The following is a 17446-nucleotide window of genomic DNA, read 5'->3' as shown; positions in this document are numbered from 1 at the left end:
ACGGGTGAGCGTCGGATTGATCGCCCTGCTGGACGATGTTGCCTTCATGGTCAGGGCCGCGGCGGCCTCCCTCGACGACGTCGCCGGCCAAGCGGCGCGGGCCGGCACCAAGGCCGCCGGCGTCGTCATCGACGACGCGGCCGTGACGCCGCGCTACGTCGTCGGCTTCGCCGCGGAGCGCGAACTGCCGATCGTCGGCCGGATCGCCCTCGGGTCGCTGCGCAACAAGATCCTCTTTTTGCTGCCGGGTGCCCTGGCGCTCAGCGCCTTCGCCCCCTGGGCGATCACGCCGCTCCTCATGCTGGGCGGCGCATACCTGAGCTTCGAGGGCGCCGAGAAGGTCTACGAGGCCGTGTTCGCCCATCACGGGCACGGCGACGAGGCGGACCAGGAGGGTGGCGCCGGCGGCGATCAGGCCCGCGAAGACCGCCGCGTGGCGAGCGCCATCAAGACCGACTTCATCCTCTCGGCCGAGATCATGGCCATCACCCTCGCGGCGCTGCCGGAGGGCAGCTTCTGGATGCGCGCGGCGGTGCTGGCCATCGTCGCCGTCGGCATCACCGCGGGCGTCTACGGTGTGGTCGCGCTGATCGTGAAGGCCGACGATGCCGGTCTCGCCCTCGCCCGCAGCACCGCCGGCCCGCCGGTCGGAAATCTCATCCGCGGGCTCGGCCGCGGCGTGGTCAGGGGCATGCCGATCCTGCTCACGATCCTGGCGATCATCGGGACGGCGGCGATGATCTGGGTCGGCGGCGGGATCCTCATGCACGGGCTCGAGGCCTACGGCCTGTCGGCGCCGGCCCACGCCGCCCACGCGATGGCGGAGGCCGCTGCGGCGCGCGTGCCGTTCGCCGCGGGCCTCGTCGCGTGGCTCGTCACCGCGACGGTGTCGGGCGTGATCGGGCTGGTCGTCGGCGGAGCCCTGATCCCGCTGACGACCTTCGTGCTGGCGCCGGCGTGGCGGGCCCTGTCAGGCCTGTGGCAGCGGCGCGCCTGACGGAAGGCCGTGATCGGGAGCCGCCGGGACCGGCGCGGTCGTCCCTGCGGGAGTGCCGTGGTGCTTGAGCGGCCTGTTGCCGCTCAGACGACGCAGCAGCACGTAGAAGACCGGCGTCAGGAACAGCCCGAAGGCGGTCACGCCGATCATGCCGGAGAACACCGCGACGCCCATCGCGCGGCGCATCTCCGATCCGGCGCCGGTCGCGGTGACCAGCGGCAGCACGCCCATGATGAAGGCCATCGACGTCATGAGGATCGGCCGCAGCCGGAGGCGGCTCGCCTCGATCGCCGCCTGGAGCGGGGTCCGCCCGGCGAACTCGAGCTCGCGCGCGAATTCCACGATCAGGATGGCGTTCTTGGCCGAGAGCCCGACGAGCACGATCAGGCCGATCTGCGTGAACACGTTGTTGTCGCCCGCCGACAGCCACACGCCGAACATGGCGGCGAGCAGGCCCATCGGCACGATCAGCAGGATGGCGAGCGGCAGGGCGAGGCTCTCGTACTGCGCGGCGAGCACGAGGAAGACCAGGAGCAGCGCCAGCGGGAAGACCCAGATCCCGGAATTGCCCGCGATGAACTCCTGGTACGTGAGATCCGTCCACTCGAAGGCGAAGCCCCGCGGCAGCGTCTCGGCCGCGATCCGCGTCGCAGCCGCCTGGGCCTGGCCCGACGAGTATCCGGGCGCCGCGCCGGCGTTGATGTCGGCGGACAGGAAGCCGTTGTAGCGCATGGCCCGCTCCGGTCCGGCGCTCTGGCGGACGCGCAGCAGGGCGGAGAGCGGCACCATCTCGCCCGAACCGGCCCGGACCTTCAGGAGGCCGACGTCGTCAGATCGGGCCCGGAACGGGGCGTCGGCCTGGACGCGCACCGAGTAGGTGCGGCCGAACTTGTTGAAGTCGTTCACGTAGAGCGAGCCGAGATAGATTTGCAGCGTGTCGAAGACGTCCGTCACCGGGATGTTGAGCTGACGTGCCTTCGTCCGGTCGATGTCGGCGAAGAGCTGCGGCACGTTCATCTGGAAGCTCGAGAACAGACCGACGAGTTCCGGTGCCTGGGCGGCCTTGGCCATGAACGCCTTGGTGGCGTCGTTCAGCGCCTCGTAGCCGAGGCCGGCGCGGTCCTCGATCTGCAGCTTGAAGCCGCCGATCGTCCCGAGGCCGTTGACCGGCGGCGGCGGGAACATCGCGATGAAGGCCTCGGGGATCGCGGCATACTTCTTGTTCAGCGACTGCGCGATCGCCGCCCCGTTGAGGGACGGGTCCTTGCGCTCGTCGAACGGCTTCAGCGTCGAGAACACGATCCCCGAGTTGGAACTGTTGGTGAAGCCGTTGATCGAGAGGCCCGGGAAGGCGACGGCGCTCTCGACGCCGGGCTCCTTGAGGGCGATCTCGCTCATGCGGCGGATGACCTCCTCCGTCCGGTCGAGGGTCGCGCCGTCGGGTAGCTGCGCGAAACCCACGAGGTACTGCTTGTCCTGCCCGGGCACGAAGCCGCCCGGGATCTGGCGGAACAGGCCGCCGGTCAGTCCGACCAGCAGGACGTAGAGGACCATCATCACGGTCTTGCGCGACACCGCGAAGCCGACGCCGCGGCCGTAGCCGTCCGAGGCCCGCCCGAAGGCGCGGTTGAACCGGCGGAAGAACCACCCGAGGAGCCGGTCGAGGACGCGGGTCAGGCGATCCTTCGGCGCGTGGTGGTCCTTCAGCAGCAGCGCCGACAGCGCCGGCGAGAGGGTCAGCGAGTTGATCGCCGAGATCACCGTCGAGATCGCGATGGTCAGGGCGAACTGCTTGTAGAACTGGCCGGTCAGCCCGCTGATGAAGGCCAGCGGCACGAAGACAGCGACGAGCACGAGGGCGATGGCGATGATCGGGCCCGAGACCTCGCGCATGGCCTGGTAGCTGGCCTCCCGCGGGGACAGGCCGCTCTCGATATTGCGCTCGACGTTCTCGACCACCACGATCGCGTCGTCGACGACGATGCCGATGGCGAGCACCAGGCCGAACAGGCTCAGCGCGTTGATCGAGAATCCGAAGACGTGCATCACCGCGAAGGTGCCGACGATGGAGACCGGCACGGCGAGCAGCGGGATGATCGACGCCCGCCACGTCTGCAGGAACAGGATCACCACCAGCACGACGAGGGCGATGGCCTCCAGCAGCGTGTGGATCACGGCCTCGATGGAGGCGCGCACGAACTGCGTCGGGTCGTAGACGATCTGGTAATCGACGCCCTCCGGCATGGTCCGCTTGATCTCCGCCATGGTGCGGCGGACCTCGTCCGAGATCTGGATCGCGTTCGAGCCCGGCGATTGGGAGATCGGGATCGCCACCGCCGACTTGTTGTCGAGGAGCGAGCGCAGGGCGTAGTCGGAGGCGCCGAGCTCGATCCGCGCGACGTCGCGCAGGCGGGTGATCGCGCCGTCGGTGCCGGTCTTGACCACGATGTCGCCGAACTGCTCCTCGCTGCTCAGGCGTCCCTCGGCGTTGAGCGAGAGCTGCAGGTCGAGGCCCGGGACGGCCGGCGACGCGCCGATCACGCCGGCCGCGGCCTCCACGTTCTGGGCCTGGATCTCGCGCACGACGTCGCCCGCGGACAGGCCGTGCTCGGCCACCTTCTGCGGGTCGAGCCAGATCCGCATCGCGTAGTCGCCGGAGCCGAAGAGCTGGACCTGGCCGACGCCGTCGAGCCGGGCCAGGCGGTCCTTGATGTTCAGCACCGCGTAGTTGCGCAGGTAGGTCATGTCGTAGCGCCCGTTCGGCGACACGAGATGCACGACCATCGTTAGGTCGGGGGAGCTCTTCACCGTGACGATGCCCAGCTGGCGCACCACGGCCGGCAGGCGCGGCTCGGCCTGCGAGACGCGGTTCTGGACGAGCTGCTGCGCCTTGTCGGGATCGGTCCCCAGCCGGAAGGTGACGGTCAGGGTCATGATGCCGTCGGTCGTGGCCTGGCTCGACATGTAGAGCATGCCTTCGACGCCGTTGATCTGCTCCTCGATCGGCGTCGCCACGGTCTCGACGATCACCTTGGGATTGGCGCCCGGGAAGGTGGCGCGGACGACCACGGAGGGCGGGACCACGTCCGGGTACTCGGAGATCGGCATCGCGAAGAGCGAGAGCAGGCCGCCGATGAAGATGAGCATCGAGAGCACGCCCGCGAAGATCGGGCGGTCGATGAAGAACTTGGAGAGATTCATGCCGCCCTCCGAGGGCGCGAGGCAGGGGCGTCCCGGCGGCCGTAGGCGGCCGCCGTCATCGTCGCGTCCGGGATCTGACTCGGGGGAAGGGAGGCGCGCCCGAGCGGCTTCCGTCAGCGCTGGGCGAGCTTGCGCGGTCCGGACCCGCTGTCCTGCGGCCGCGCTCCCATCGCCACGGGCTCGGGGCTCAGGAGCGTCCCGGGACGGACGCGCTGCAGGCCGTTGACCACGATGCGCTCGCCGCCCGACAGGCCGGAGGTGACCACGCGGAGTCCGTCGACGGCCCGGCCGAGGGTCACGGCGCGGAACTCGGCCCGGTTGTCCGCCCCGACCGCGAGCACGAACTTCTTGTCCTGATCGGTGCCGACGGCCCGTTCGTCGACGAGGACGAGGCGTTCCGGAGCGGCCTGACCGAGGCGCATCCGCGCGAACTGGCCCGGGATCAGGCGGCCGTCACCGTTGGAGAAGGTCGCGCGCACGCGGACCGTGCCGCTGCGCGCATCGACCTTGTTGTCGATGAACTGGAGATGCCCGCTGGCGCGCGCGCCGTCGGCGGTCGCCATCTCGACGGGGATGAGGCCGAGCTTGCCGCGCCGGCCGCCCGGCTCGGCGACCGAGGCCAGCGCCTTCAGGACCACGCCCTCGTCGGCGTCGAAGCTGGCGTAGACGGGATCGACCGAGACCAGCGTGGTCAGCACGGCGGCCGCCGCGCCCGTCGCCACGAGGTTGCCCGGCGTGATCTCGCGGCGGCCGACGCGGCCGCTCACCGCAGCCCGCACCTGCGTGTAGCCGAGGTTGAGGCGCGCGGCCTCCAGCGCCGCCTTCGCCGCGTCGAGGCTCGCCCGAGCCTCCTTGAACGCGTTGGCCCGGACGTCGAGGTCGCGTGCCGTAACGATGTGCTGATCCGACAGCTTCTGCCCACGCTCGAGGTCGCTCGCCGTCAGGCCGACGCGCGCCTCGGCGCCCGCGACCTGGGCCTCGAGCCTCTGGACCTCGGCCGCGTAGGGCGCGGGGTCGATGGTCACCAGCAGGTCCCCGGCCTTGACCAGCTCGCCTTCGGCGAAATGCGTGGCCAGGATCGCACCGCCGACCCGGGCGCGCACGTCGATGCGTTCGACCGCTTCCAGGCGCCCCGAGAACTCGTCCCAGAGGATGACGTCGCGCGGCTCGACGGTCGCGACCGCGGCCGGCATCGCCACCTCGGCCGGTGGCGTCGCGGCGATGGCCGCGGTTCCTCGGATCAGCGTCCCCGGTACGAGAGCGTAGGCAGCGCCCGCCAGAAGTGCGATGGCGAGACCGCCGGCGGCGAAGCGCCGGACGGGGAGAGGACCGCGAGAGGGATGACGCTGAGGTTCCACGAGCGGCTCCGACATCTGTACAGGTCGCTACACATGTCGGCATGGACGCGGGGCGTCAAGTGACTTATCTACCACTCGATATAAAAGTTGGAGTCCAGAGGCAATGGTGATGGGGCGCCCCCGGTCCTTCGACACGGACAAGGCCCTCGACGAGGCGATGGAGGTGTTCTGGCGCCACGGCTACGACGGCGCGAGCCTCGCAATGCTGACGAAGGCGATGGGCATCAAGCCTCCGAGTCTCTACGCGGCCTTCGGCAGCAAGGAGGGGCTGCTCAAGGCCGCCCTCGACCGATACGCGCAGCGTCGTTCCGAGCACATGCGCTTCGTCCTGGCGGGCGAGACCGCGCACGACGTGGCCGAGCGCTTCCTGAGCAGCATCGCCGAGAGCCACACCGATCCGGCGAACCCGCCCGGCTGCCTCCTGGTCCAGGGCGGGCTCGCCTGCGGGGCGGGTTCGGAGAACATCCCGTTCGAGCTGGCAGCCCGGCGGGCGCAGAGCGAGATGGAACTTCGCGAGCGCTTCGTCCGGGCCCGGGAGGACGGTGACCTCCCGGCGGACGCCGATCCGGTCGCCCTCGCACGGTTCCTGTCGACCGTCGCCTCCGGCATGGGCGTGCTGGCCTCCTCGGGCGCCGACCGCGAGGCGCTGCGGGAAGTCGCGCGCGTCTCGCTGCGGGCCTTCGCGAAGGGGGAGGACGTTTGAGACGCGCTTACCCGGCGCGATCTTGCACCCCGGACCGGTCGATCGACCCTGGACGGTGCCGGGCCAGGACGTCGCGCAGCGCCCGCGCGACCTGCTCGGCCGAGTAAGGTTTGCGCACGAGCTCGAATCCGTGCGCGTCGTCCCGCGCGAGCGCGTCGCTGTAGCCGGTGGTCAGAATGACCGGCAGCGCGGGGTGGTCGGCGCGCAGCCGGCGCGCGAGCTCGACGCCGCCCATCCCGGGCATCACCACGTCCGAGAAGACGGCGTCGAACCGGAACGGCACCTTCTCCATCTCGGCGAGCGCGGCCTCGGCGTTGTGGGCCCAGACGGTCGCGTGGCCGAGATCTTCCAGGAGCTGCGTGCAGAAGCGCCCGACCTCGAGATTGTCCTCCACGACCAGCACGCAGAGCGCGCGGTCCTCGCCTGCCGGCGCGTCCATGACGGCCCCGTCGTCCGCCGCCGCGGGCGGCGGGTCGACCTCCGGCAAGTAGAGGGTGAAGGTCGCCCCGCGACCGACATGGCTCACGACCTCGACGTCGCCGCCCGACTGCTTGGTGAAGCCGATCACCTGTGAGAGGCCGAGCCCCGTGCCCTTGCCGACGGCCTTGGTGGTGAAGAAGGGCTCGAAGATCCGTCCCAGCAGATCCGGCGCCACGCCAGGCCCCTCGTCCGTCACCGCGACGGCGGCGAACGGTCCGGGTGCGCCGGCATGGCCGCGGATCGGCGGCAGGGCGGCGCCGCAGGTGAGCCTGAGCGTCAGCGTGCCCTCGCCCTCCATGGCGTCGCGGGCATTCATTGCGAGGTTGACCAAAGCCGTCTCGAACTGGCTCGGGTCGGCCCGCACGTGGCAGCGCGCGTCGGAGATCTCCGTCACGATCCGGACGCGCCCGCCCGTCACGGCGTTCAGCATGTCGGCCATCTCGCCCAGCCGCGCCCCGACATCGAAGACTTCGGGCGCGAGCGGCTGGCGACGGGCGAAGGCCAGGAGCTGGTTCGTCAGCCGCGCGGCGCGGTCGACCGTGTCGGAGACCGCCTCCAGGTAACGGGTGCGGCGCTCCTCGGCGAGATTCGGCCGGCGCAGGAACTCGACGGACGAGCGGATGATGGTCAGCAGGTTGTTGAAGTCGTGCGCGACGCCGCCGGTGAGCTGGCCCACCGCCTCCATCCGCTGCGCGTGGCGCAGCGCCTCCTCGGCGCGCGCGAGCTGCTCCTGGTGGCGCAGGCGCTCGGTGATGTCCTGGGCGTACTGGAAGGCGCCGATCCGTCGACCGCGCGCGTCGCGCAGCGTCGTGAACTTCAGCTCGTAAGAGGGCCGCTTGAGGCCGGGATCGCCGAAGGCCTCCGCGACGGTGAACTCCTCGCCCGCGAGGGCGCGTGACCAGACCGCCTGCGCGGCGGCCCGCTGCTCGGGATAGCCGGACAGCAGATCCAGCAGATTGGCCCCCACGGCCGGGCGCAGGCCGTAAATCGCCTCGAACGCGTCAGCGTAAGCCGCGTTCACGGCGAGGAACCGGTACTCGGTATCCAGCGCGCCCACGAGCGCGTCGGTGGTCTCGAACACGTCCGCCCAGAGCTTGCGCTGAGCGAGGGCCTCCGCGACGCGCCGCTCCAGGGTGGCGTTCATCTCGCGCAGCCGGTCCTCGGCGAGCTTGCGGTCGTGGATATCCTCGACCACGCCGTACCAGCGGACGATGGCACCGTCCTCGGCCCGGCGCGGCTGCGCGCGGGCGCGCATCCACCGGTAAGTCCCGGTCCGCGCGACGCGGATGCGGTAATCGACATCGACCGTGTCGCCCGAAGCGAGGCATTGCGTGAACACCGTGATGGTCCACGGCAGATCATCCGGGTGCAGCGCCCTGGTCCAGCCCGTGCCGTCCGGCTCGCCGGGCGCCTGTCCCGTCAGGTCGAGCCAGCGCTTGGAGTAGGAGGTGATGTTGCCCTGCGGGTCGCAGGTCCACGGCACCTGCGGGTTGAGTTCGACCGTGTGGCGGAAGTGATCCTCGCTCTCGCGCAGCCGCGCCTCGCCGAGGACGCGCGCCGTTGTCTCGGCGGTGACGCAGAACAGGCCGCTGATCGCTCCGGCATCGTCCAGCACCGGCGAGTAGGTGAAGGACCACCAGCCCTGCTCGGACCGGCCGTCCCGCGACAGGTCGAGCATGACGTCGGTCAGGGTCTGGCTCTCGCCCGCGAGGGTCGCAGACACCAGGGGTGCGATCTCGTCCCAGATGCTGGCCCAGACCTCGCGGAAGGGACGACCGAGGGCCGTGGCGAGGCGGTAGCCGAGGACCGGCCGGTAGGCGTCGTTGTAGAAGCAGAGCAGGTCCGGTCCCCAGGCCAGGAACATCGCGGTGGGGCAGGACAACATCAGTCCGAGCGCGCTGCGCAGGGCCGACGGCCACCCGTCGGGCGGCCCGAGCGGCGTCTCCGCCCAGTCACGGGCGCGGATCTCCACCCCCGTCAGACCGCCGGGCGGCAGGAACCTGAACGGATCAGCCACGACGGAACCGTGCCGCCAGCGGGACGTCTCGGTGACCGCGCGCGCTCCGCCCGGTCGAGCGGGCGCCCGCCCCGATCGGAGGCTGCCGCGTGGCCCGGTACTCGGCGCGAGATGAGGTTCTGCCGGTCATGCCGTCCGTGTCACCTGTCGTCCCGAGGTCGCCGACGATGATCGTTGTCGACGCGCGATGTTCCCAGATTCGGATCCCGCGCGGGCGATCGCTGCCGCGCCGTATATGGCGATCCGAACCCGTCGTGTCGGCGCGGGATCCCGCGGGGAAATGCCGCCGGCCCGATGTTTATTGCCGGCGGCCATACTTTCGCCGCCCGAGAACCCCTCTCACGGAACCACCCGGACCGCGCGAAACTACCATTCCGATGGACCTCTCCCGCATACGCGAGGACGAAGCGGCGCGCCTGCGCGCCCTCGACCGTTACTGCCTGGTCGACACGCCGCGTGAGCAGGATTTCGACGAGATTGCCGAGGCGGCCGCCGAGCTGTGCGGGACTCCCATCGCGGTGGTCAACCTGGTCGGGGACGGGCGGCAATTCTTCAAGGCCGAAGTCGGACTGGGCATACGGCAGACGCCAATCGAAAGTTCGTTCTGTCGCCAGGCTATCCTGCAGCAGGATTTCCTCCACGTACCCGACGCGACGCGGGACCCGCGCTTCCAGGGCAATCCGCTCGTCACGGGGGAGCCGGGGCTGCGCTTCTACGCCGGGGCGCTGCTGAAGACCGCCGACGGTCATCCAATCGGCACCGTCTGCGTCCTCGACACCAAGCCCCATCAGCTCAGCGACCGGCAGCGCGCGGGCCTGCTCCGGCTCGCCCGCCAGACGATGGCGCAGATGGAGCTGCGCCGCTCCCTGCGCGAGCAGGCCGAGCAGCGCCTGCTGCACGCGCGCATCCTCGACAGCGCCACCGACTATGCCATCGTGGCGATGGATCCCGAGGGACGCGTCACCCGCTGGAACGCCGGTGCCGAGCGCATCCTGGGCTGGTCGGAAGCCGAGATGCTGGGTGGCACGATCGGAGTGATCTTCACCCACGAGGATCGCGCCGCCGAGCGGCCGACGCGTGAGATGAGGCAATCCCTCGAGTCGGGCAGCGCGCCGGACGAGCGCTGGCATCTGCGCAAGGACGGCAGCCGCTTCTGGGCCAGCGGCGAGATCATGCCGCTGAGATCCGAGGACGGCGCCCTCGTGGGGTTCGTCAAGATCCTGCGTGACCGCACCGAGCAGCGCGCGGCCGACGCCGCCTTGGAGGCCAGCGAGCTGCGCTACCGCTCGCTCGTCGAGGTCAGCCCGCAGATCGTCTGGTTCGCCGACGCGGAGGGCAGCGTCACCTACTGCAACGCCTACTGGTACGATTACACGGGCCTACCCGCCGGCGCGACCGGCGAGCAGAGCTGGATGAGCGTCATCCATCCCGATCACCGGGAGGCGACGCGTGCGGCGTGGCTCGCGGCGGCCGGCGCGGGGCGTCTCTACGAGGTGGAGTTCCCCCTGCGGCGCGCGGACGGGCAGTACCGTTGGTTCCTCTCCCGCGCCCACCCCGTCCGCGACGGGGACGGCGAGCGGCGCAGCTGGATCGGCACGACCATCGATATCCACGAGCGCAAGTTGGCCGAGGAGCGCTTCCAGGTCCTGACCGAGCTGGCCCCGGCGATAATCTGGTTCGGCAATCCGGACGGCAGCCTCAACTACCTCAACGACCGGTGGTACGCCTACACCGGCCAGACGCCCGAGCAGGCGCTGCCGATGGGCTGGGACCGGCCGGTCCATCCGGACGACCTCCCGGGCCTGCTGCAGGCGTGGGAGACGGCGCGGAGCCGGGAGGTCATGTACGACACCGAGGCCCGCCTGCGCCGCCACGACGGCACCTACCGCTGGTTCCTCATTCGGGCCGAGCCCCTGAAGGACGCGAGCGGCGCGGTCGTGGGCTGGCTCGGCAGCAACAGTGACATCCATGACCGGCGCCGCGCCGAACTGGAGCTGCGTGAGGCCAGGGAGCAGCTGGCCTTGGCCGTCGAGGCGACCGCCACCGGGATCTTCGACTACGATCTCGTCGCCGACGTGCTGACCTGGGACGCGCGCACCCGCGCCCTGTTCGGCCTGCCGCCCGACGCGCCCGTGAGCTACGACGTCTTCCTGGCCGGGCTTCACCCGGATGACCGCGCCTGGGTCGACGCGGCGGTCCAGCGCGCCATCGACCCGACCGGTCCCGGCACCTACGACATCGCCTTCCGCGTTGTCGGATTGCAGGACGGGGTCGAGCGCTGGGTCGCCGCGAAGGGTCAAGCCTTCGCGGCGGACGGGCGGACGGTGCGATTCATCGGCACCACGCGCGACGTCACCGCGAGCCGGCGCGCCGAGAATGCGACCCGCGAGGCGGAGGAGCGCTATCGGCTCGCGGCCCGTGCGACCAACGACGCGATCTGGGACTGGGATCTGGCGAGCGACCACATCCTCTGGAACGAGGCCGTGCAGACCCTGTTCGGCTACGCGGCCGACGCGGTGGGCGCGAGCGGGTCGTGGTGGAAGGCGCAGATCCACCCCGAAGACCGGGCGCGCGTGACGGCCGGCATCTACGCCGTGATCGACGACAGCATCGAGCACTGGTCCGAGGAGTACCGCTTCCGGAAAGCGGATGGCGACTACGCCTACGTCCTCGACCGCGGCTACGTGCTGCGCGACGCGGCCGGGCAGGCCGTGCGGATGATCGGTGCCATGCTCGACATCACTGAGCGCAAGCGCGCCGAGGAGCATCAGCGCCTTCTCACCGGTGAGTTGCAGCACCGGGTCAAGAACACGCTGGCGATGGTCCAGGCCATCGCCAACCAGACGTTCCGCAACGCCGCCGACCTGGACGCGGCCCGGGACGCCTTCTCGGCGCGCCTGATCCTGCTGGGCCGCGCGCACGACATCCTGACCCGGGCGAGCTGGACCGAGGCACCCATCGCCGACGTGGTGGACGGCGCTCTCGCGGTGCATCAGGGCGGCGCCGGGACGCGCATCCGCGTGAGCGGGCCCGGCGTGCTCCTCGCCGCCAAGCCGGCGCTCGCCCTGGCGCTGGCGCTGCACGAACTCGCCACCAACGCGGCCAAGTACGGGGCGCTCTCGACCGCGGAGGGCGGCGTCGATCTCCGCTGGCACGTGGTACGCGAGGCCGCCGAGCCGCGCTTCTGCCTGACATGGTCGGAGACGGGTGGACCGCCGATCCTCGCGCCCCCCGTGCGGCGCGGCTTCGGCTCGCGGCTGATCGAGCGCAGCTTCTCCGTCGAAGTCGGCTGCGAGGTCAGGCTCACCTTCGCCCCGACCGGCCTGATCTGCCGGCTCGAAGCCCCCCTCGCCGCGATGCAGGAAGCGCCGAGCGCCGCTTGAGACGCGGCCTGACAGGCTCTCGTGCGGGCGCGTCAGGTCCGGGTGCCGCGGGCCCGCGATTCCCGCGGCGCGCGGGGCGGGCCTTCCGCCGACGCGATCACCAGCGCCGCGAGAACGACGGCGGCCGCGTCCTCGGCCAAGCCGCGGCTCCGGCCGGACGCGGTACGAGAATCGCCACCCCGTGCCGACCGGCCGATCAGCGTGCCCGCGACCGCGCCGGCCGCGCCGGCCAGGGCCCCAAATTCGGGTGAGGTGCGTTGCCCGGCCAGGGCCCATCCGCCGACCGCACCGATGGCCAGTCGGAACGCGAAGGAGGGAGGGATGCGGCGGTCGGGCGCGAACGGCATCTTGTCGCCGGCCATCTCCGCCAGGGCGGCCGCCGTCGCCACCCCGCGCGCGGCGACACCGGCCGGGATCGGCGCGCGGCGCGTCCGTCCTCCAGAGGCGGCCCAGGTCAGGGCGGCACAGGCCGACAGGCTCCGCATCCCCGCGACGAACCCGATGCCGAAAGAGGTCGCGTAGCCCTGCATGTCGCCCGTCCGCGCGTTCACTGTCCAAGGGCAAGGCGGCGGCGGGACGCGCTGTTCCGAGCGTGCGGCGGTCCGCAGCGCCCGTGGAACCGCGCCACATCCGGATCGCCCCGCAGTCGGCGCCCTAGCCCATCGTCTCTCGCATCAGTTCCGGCACGACGCCCGGCAGTTCCCGGGCAAGGAAGCCGACCGGGCCGATCGCCCCGGCAAGGCGCCGGCCGGCTTCGCCGTGCAGGAACACGCCCCAGAGAGCGGCCGAGATCGGCGGCAGGCCGCGCGCGAGGAGCCCGACGATGAGGCCGGCCAGAACGTCGCCCGAGCCCGACGTCGCGAGGCCGATGCCACCGCCGGCATAGAGCCAGCGCCCGCCCTGCGGCTCCACGATCCACGTCGACGCCCCCTTCATCACCACGACCGATCCCAGAAGCTCGGCTGCCGCGCGCGCCGCCTCAAGCGGATCCGCCTCCACCGCCTCGCGGCGGCGGTCCAGGAGCCGCGCCATCTCGCCGGCATGGGGCGTGACTACCGCCCGCCCGGCGCGGGCCCTGACGGCCCCCGCACGGGCGCGGAGCTCGGACAGTGCGGTGGCGTCGAGGATGAAGGACGCGTCGGCGCCGAGCAGCTCGACCGTGAGCGCCGCGGTCGGCGCCTCGCCGAGCATTCCGGGCCCGATCAGGACGGCGTCGCATCCGTCCGCCAGCGTCCGCAGGCTGGTCGCAGCCTGCGCGACATCGACGGCGCCATCCGCGGTCTCCGGCAATCCGACGACCATGGCTTCGGGCACCATCAGTCCCATGCCGGCGGCCGCGCTCGCGACGGTCGCGATCCTCAGCCTCCCGGCGCCCGCGCGCAGGGCGGCGACGGCGGCCAGCAGGGCCGCCCCCGGGACCGAGGCCGAGCCGGCAACCACGAGCGCCCTGCCGCGCGCGTCCTTGCTCCCCGCTTGCGGGAGCGGCAGCGGGTGCTCCCGGAGAGAGGCGGCCGTGAGGGGCGTGTGCTTCATCGGGCGAGCGTGGCCGCGGTAGGTCGGATTCTCATGATCGCTCTGCCTTGGGCTATCGCCGCCCCGAGGTCGCGGCGCGGCGGTCCGGGCTTGCCGATGACAGCCCGGCAGGATGACAGTTGGTTCCGACGACCGTCCGCTCAGGCTATCGCCCCGCTCGGAGCGCGACGAGCCGTGTGCCCTGTCCGACGCGCCTGGAGCGCACCGCGAAGGCGGCCGGAAACGACAAAGGCCGCAGAGCTGCGGCCTTGTACGTCGTTCGTATGGTTGGGAAAACTGGAGCGGGCGAAGGGATTCGAACCCTCGACCCCAACCTTGGCAAGGATGTATGAAGTCGTTTCCCTGTGTTTCCGCCGATTTCAAAAGTTTTCATTCATCATTGCAAGTCGTTGCAGTATTGACTGCATTCGCTTTGCGCCGTTTCATGGCGTAGCCGCCCGTTTCCGACACGGTGCTGCCTGCGTGCGTCCTGAAGGAGCAAGACCATGAAGCGAAGGAACGCCGTTCGCCTGACGCTCAGGACCATCGAAAAGGCGGCCGCAAAGCCCACCTCCTATTTCATCTGGGATCTCGATCAGCCCGGGTTCGGGTTGCGGATCGAGCCGACCGGCGCGAAATCCTTCTACATCCACTATCGTCTCGGAGGCCGCGGCTTTCCTTCCAAGAAGATGAAGCTCGGCGACGTGCGCAGCATGAGTGTGAGCCAAGCGCGGAGCGAAGCGGCGGAGAAGCTCGTGCTTGCCCGGAAGGGCGAGGATCCGGCAGCCGAGCGGGTCGCGGCGAAGAACTGCCTGTTCGTGCACGAACTGATCGACCTATACGGGTCGGAAGGCCTCGTCCGCTTGAAAGGACGCCGCAAGGGCGAGGACATGACGGAGGAGACCGCAAAGTACACAATGGCGCGGCTGCGCAACCACGTCGTACCGGTCCTGGGCCAGCTCCGGCTCGTCGAACTCGACAAGACGCACGTCGAGTCGCTCTTCAGGAAGGTCGGCTCCGGAGCGACAGCCGCGAAGACTGAGGAGCGGACCGGCAGGGGAGCGGTCGTCCGCGGCGGACGCGGTGCCGCGCGAAAGGTGGTCCGCGATCTATCGGCGGTCTGCACGTTCGCAGTCGACAACAATCTCATGAAGGCGAATCCCGTCGCGAACGCGCGGGTCAACAAGGTGGACAACGAGCGCAAGGACTACCTGACGACTGCGCACGTGCAGCGCCTCGGGCGAGCACTCGTCGAGGCGGAGACGAGTCACGGCGTCCCGCGCGTCGCAACGGACCAGATCCGTCTCTGGCTGCTGACCGGCCTGAGGAGGAACGAAGGAGCCGCGTTGAAATGGAGCGAGGTCAGGCTGGAACATGAAAGCCTGGAACTCGAGACTTCCAAGAGCGAGACCAAACGGCCTCTCACGCCCCCGGCGGTGGCGTTCCTGCGGAAGCTGAAGGAGACAGCCGACTCCGCCTACGTCTTCCCGGCGAAAAGAGGCGACGGCTGGTTTACGGGTACGAAAAGGTACCTGCCACTGATCATGCGCCTCGCCGGACTCGACAGGCTGTTCCCGCACCTCCTGCGGCACACCTTCGGATCGAACGCGATCTCCCAGGGATTGAGCATCCCCCTGGCCGGAGCCCTGCTGGGACACGCCAACCTTCGGTCCACGCTGATCTACGCCCACGTCCAGCACGACGTCGCGGCCAGAGCGGCCGGCCCATGCATGACCGACTTCGCAGCGGCGCTGGGCGCGCCGACACGCGACGCGTTCGGTGGAGAACGGTCGAACGCGGCCGATGGCGGAGAACGGTCGTGAGATACCCGACCAAGATTCGTCCGCACTGGATCCCGCTGCATCTCGCTCCGTTCACTCTGCGCCGGATGCAGGAGCCGTGCGCTCGCGATCTCGAGCTGGATGCGGAGTTGGAGCGCGCGTTGGCGGTCGACGCGCCGGATCACATGCTCGTTCGGGCGGACTGGTCCGCCGGACTGATCGAGGTGCTCGCCCGGGATCCGGTCGACGACGACATGGGGCCGGGTGACGGCTACCGCGTGTGCGTGAGCTCGCATCCCGCACTTTTCCGATCCGCGGCATCGCGAACGTCGCCGTCCGCATCGGCGATGCTGTGCGCCGGCCTCGTCGACGCCTTCTGGTCGGCGCTGATCAGCCGCCATTCGGCTCTGATCGTCGGCGACGTCCTGGCCGTCCATGCAAGGGGCGGTCCCAGACCGGTCGACGGCTTCAGGGAGGTGCCTGCCGACGTATGGGCATCCTCGTCCATCGATTGGGCCGCCGGAACGTGCACGTCGCCGGACGGCCATGTGTACTTCTCGATCCACGTCGCCCGGTCGGAACCGCCCTCGCCGCGCCCCGGCGACGAGGGCGGCCCGACAGCGACCGGCAGGCAGACGCCGTGCGACGTCGGTGCGCCGGGGGTCGTTTCGACCGGCGACGTGGAAGGCATGGACGTCCGCGCGGCAAGTCGCTTCCTGGGTGTCAGCAAAAGCTCCTTGGACAAGTGGCGGCTGACGGGCAACGGCCCGCCGTTCCACAGGATCGGAGCCCGCGTGCGCTATCTCAAGTCCGAACTCGAGGGATGGCGGAACCGACGTCGGGACCCGGGTCGTTCGATTTGAACGAACGCTCGTTTACAGATCTCCGTTGTATGATGGCGTTGAACCGGTCTGGTCGGAATGTCGGTCCGGACCAGCTGAGCGCGATCGAGACGATGACGGAAACCGAAGTCGGGCAGGAGCAAGTGGGTCTATGTGAATCAGCGCGGCTTCGGGCGCCAACGTCGGGCGTAAGTCCAATTCAACACCAAAGCGTGCCCCTGGCGGAGTCGATCCCCGATCTCCTACAAGTTCAACGAATCCGGGTTTTCGGTGGGGTCAGGATCGGCGCCGATCGCGACCGCAACCTTCATGGGATTCCGGTCGAGCCCGCAACCGCTTAGGCAGTGTCGCCCAAGGCGCGTGCTTCGGCGCCGATTCGCAAGCGGTCGCCTCTTCGTTTTGTCCACTCTCATACGGACGATCCGGACGTGATCGCCGACAGGTGGATTGGGACGTCGACTGGGCGGGCGGGGCGGCGGCCGGCCACGGCCCTTTTGCGTAATGGCCTTGAACATTCAGCCGAGTTTCGGCGTCCTGCGCTGCGGCTCAAACGTGCCGGTGTGCCACAGGGGCGAACGACGCGCGCCTTCCCGCCGTCCGGTCGCCTCCAGTCTTCGGCGACCTGAGACGCGACCGTGTGGGTTATCGCTCCGGCCCCGCGCAGGACTCTCGGTTTGCGAGAAGCGAAGCCCGCATCGGCGCTTGCTGCGAACCCGGCTGTCACGAATGCGCGGTGCTCGGCCGCTACCGGGTCGGGCGTCATTCGCCAGTCCTCGTCTGACCGTGCCCCGCAATCTTCGACTGCACCGTCGGTGTCCGGGCGCTCGGGCCACTCTAAGCGTCGACGATATGATCGCCTATCGTTCTCGGCCGAGCCAACTACCGGCGACCGCTGCCGAGACTCGCGCTTGACCGCGGCCTCCTTTCGCAATCCGCTTACGGAGGCTGGCGACCTCCGTCGAACCGGAGCCTGCGCGCACTGGTTCGGTTGCAACGGGCTTGCATCGACGAGTCGGCACGACGACTCTATCTGAACCCGGGACGATGAGTGCATCCGACCGGTTCGTTCCCGACACCGATCTTTCGCCGACCGCCTGCCGGAAGGCTCAGGAGCCGATATCGTGACAACGGATCAGAGACGAGATGCCGTGGCGTCGTCGAAGGGCAAAGTG

10 protein-coding genes are annotated in these 17446 nt (G+C 70.1%); 5 read left to right on the top strand and 5 right to left on the bottom strand.

The annotated features are described in order from the left end of the window. Positions 1-4: 4 nt before the first annotated feature. Entirely contained in the window at positions 5-997 is a 993-nt protein-coding gene (locus tag ME121_RS24875; protein WP_012319992.1) for a DUF808 domain-containing protein, read from the top strand. Here the strand turns inward: ME121_RS24875 and ME121_RS24870 are convergent. Both ME121_RS24870 and ME121_RS24865 read right to left on the bottom strand, forming a co-directional pair. Then, entirely contained in the window at positions 971-4198 is a 3228-nt protein-coding gene (locus ME121_RS24870; protein ID WP_012319993.1) for an efflux RND transporter permease subunit, read from the bottom strand. The two genes, ME121_RS24875 and ME121_RS24870, sit on opposite strands and share 27 nt — an antisense overlap. Positions 4199-4311: 113 nt before the next feature. Then, positions 4312-5571, bottom strand: coding sequence for an efflux RND transporter periplasmic adaptor subunit (locus ME121_RS24865; protein ID WP_059409802.1), 1260 nt, complete (start codon positions 5569-5571; stop codon positions 4312-4314). 88 nt (positions 5572-5659) lie between these two features. On the opposite strand from ME121_RS24865, the gene ME121_RS24860 reads away from it, so the two are divergent. After that, positions 5660-6259, top strand: coding sequence for a TetR/AcrR family transcriptional regulator (locus ME121_RS24860; RefSeq protein ID WP_012319995.1), 600 nt, complete (start codon positions 5660-5662; stop codon positions 6257-6259). A 7-nt stretch (positions 6260-6266) separates the two neighbouring features. Here the strand turns inward: ME121_RS24860 and ME121_RS24855 are convergent, their stop codons facing one another. Next, on the bottom strand, positions 6267-8756 hold the full coding sequence (locus tag ME121_RS24855) for a PAS domain-containing protein (protein ID WP_058606999.1): 2490 nt from the start codon (positions 8754-8756) through the stop codon (positions 6267-6269). Between the two features lie 377 nt (positions 8757-9133). Here ME121_RS24855 and ME121_RS24850 point away from each other — a divergent pair, with 377 nt between their 5' ends. Continuing rightward, on the top strand, positions 9134-12139 hold the full coding sequence (locus ME121_RS24850) for a PAS domain S-box protein (RefSeq protein ID WP_059409801.1): 3006 nt from the start codon (positions 9134-9136) through the stop codon (positions 12137-12139). Between the two features lie 32 nt (positions 12140-12171). Here the strand turns inward: ME121_RS24850 and ME121_RS24845 are convergent, their stop codons facing one another. Further along, positions 12172-12669 carry a hypothetical protein gene (locus ME121_RS24845; protein ID WP_012319998.1) on the bottom strand — a complete coding sequence of 166 codons (498 nt, stop codon included), beginning with the start codon at positions 12667-12669 and terminating at the stop codon, positions 12172-12174. Positions 12670-12793: 124 nt separating this feature from the next. After that, complete coding sequence (locus ME121_RS24840) at positions 12794-13672, bottom strand: NAD(P)H-hydrate dehydratase (protein WP_059409800.1); 879 nt, start codon at positions 13670-13672, stop codon at positions 12794-12796. Positions 13673-14157: 485 nt separating this feature from the next. Here ME121_RS24840 and ME121_RS24835 point away from each other — a divergent pair, with 485 nt between their 5' ends. Beyond that, entirely contained in the window at positions 14158-15474 is a 1317-nt protein-coding gene (locus tag ME121_RS24835; RefSeq protein ID WP_059409799.1) for a tyrosine-type recombinase/integrase, read from the top strand. After that, complete coding sequence (locus ME121_RS24830; RefSeq protein ID WP_043388016.1) at positions 15471-16295, top strand: helix-turn-helix transcriptional regulator; 825 nt, start codon at positions 15471-15473, stop codon at positions 16293-16295. The genes ME121_RS24835 and ME121_RS24830 overlap by 4 nt, the downstream gene beginning before the upstream one ends. The last annotated feature ends 1151 nt before the right edge of the window (positions 16296-17446 follow it).

This window comes from Methylobacterium sp. ME121 (assembly GCF_000974725.1).
Taxonomy (GTDB): Bacteria; Pseudomonadota; Alphaproteobacteria; order Rhizobiales; family Beijerinckiaceae; genus Methylobacterium; species Methylobacterium radiotolerans.
Note: the sequence above shows the minus strand (reverse complement) of the source record. Positions and strands in the feature narration are given on the sequence as shown.

Coding starts and splice junctions, on each gene's coding strand:
- ME121_RS24870 (WP_012319993.1), bottom strand. CDS start 4,198: ATGAATCTCTCCAAGTTCTTCATCGACCGCCCGATCTTCGCGGGCGTG.
- ME121_RS24865 (WP_059409802.1), bottom strand. CDS start 5,571: ATGTCGGAGCCGCTCGTGGAACCTCAGCGTCATCCCTCTCGCGGTCCT.
- ME121_RS24860 (WP_012319995.1), top strand. CDS start 5,660: ATGGTGATGGGGCGCCCCCGGTCCTTCGACACGGACAAGGCCCTCGAC.
- ME121_RS24850 (WP_059409801.1), top strand. CDS start 9,134: ATGGACCTCTCCCGCATACGCGAGGACGAAGCGGCGCGCCTGCGCGCC.
- ME121_RS24845 (WP_012319998.1), bottom strand. CDS start 12,669: ATGCAGGGCTACGCGACCTCTTTCGGCATCGGGTTCGTCGCGGGGATG.
- ME121_RS24840 (WP_059409800.1), bottom strand. CDS start 13,672: ATGAAGCACACGCCCCTCACGGCCGCCTCTCTCCGGGAGCACCCGCTG.
- ME121_RS24835 (WP_059409799.1), top strand. CDS start 14,158: ATGAAGCGAAGGAACGCCGTTCGCCTGACGCTCAGGACCATCGAAAAG.